Source organism: Arsenicibacter rosenii (assembly GCF_001870735.1).
GTDB lineage: Bacteria > Bacteroidota > Bacteroidia > Cytophagales > Spirosomataceae > Arsenicibacter > Arsenicibacter rosenii.
On record NZ_MORL01000203.1, the window covers coordinates 1 to 807 of the forward strand.

Annotated in this window: 1 protein-coding gene; it reads left to right on the plus strand. The window is 51.5% G+C overall.

Annotation, left to right across the window (positions count from 1 at the left end; all coding sequences use genetic code 11):
- The coding region (locus BLX24_RS30820; protein ID WP_218160747.1) for a hypothetical protein at positions 1–807 on the plus strand (807 nt) is incomplete at both ends.

Below are 807 nucleotides of genomic sequence, written 5' to 3' on the forward strand. Positions count from 1 at the left end.
GCAGCCCGCTGCTGACTAATTTGCTGGTAACCGGCAACCAGGCATCCGGCAACGGAGGAGGTATCTATAATGATGGGGGAAGCCTTCAACTGACGGATGTGCTGGTGAGTCAGAACACCGCTATCAGTCATGGCGGGGGAATCTACAGCCAGGCTGGCTCGGCGAGTCTGACGAATACGCATCTACAGCAGAATATGGCCGTGAATGGCCAGGGTGGCGGTGCCTACAGCATGCAAACCAGTCTGAGCATAACAAATGGTGTGGTGAGTCAGAACCAAAGTGGCCGGCAAGGGGGCGGTTTATTGATCAATTTAGAGCGGGCCCTACTGACCGGTGTGCGCATTAGCCAGAACACCGTTACCGGAACTTCGTCCGGTGGTGGCGGGATTGCCAGTACGTCTGCCAATACAGGCATTGATCTGCAAAGCTGTACCATTGCGCAGAATAGCAGTGGCAATGCCGGTGTCGGTATCCTGACCGAAGGCAATAATGCTTCTTTTACTGCCAGTAATACCTTATTTACGGGAAATATAAGTTCTACGACAACGGACAGTCGTGGGGGCGGAGGCTTTTGTAGTACCGGTGCGAATACTGTATCAACATTCACCAGCTCAACGTTTACAGATAACCGTAACTCGATAGGAGGTGGAATTAGCGCCGGGGCTTCATCAACGCTAAGCGTCGTCAATAGCCTGTTTACGGGCAATGTAGCTACCGGTAATATTTCCTATGCAGGCGGAGGGGCTATTTTTTCCCGAACCAATTCCATTACGATTACAGGAACTGGATTTAGCCAAAATACGGCTA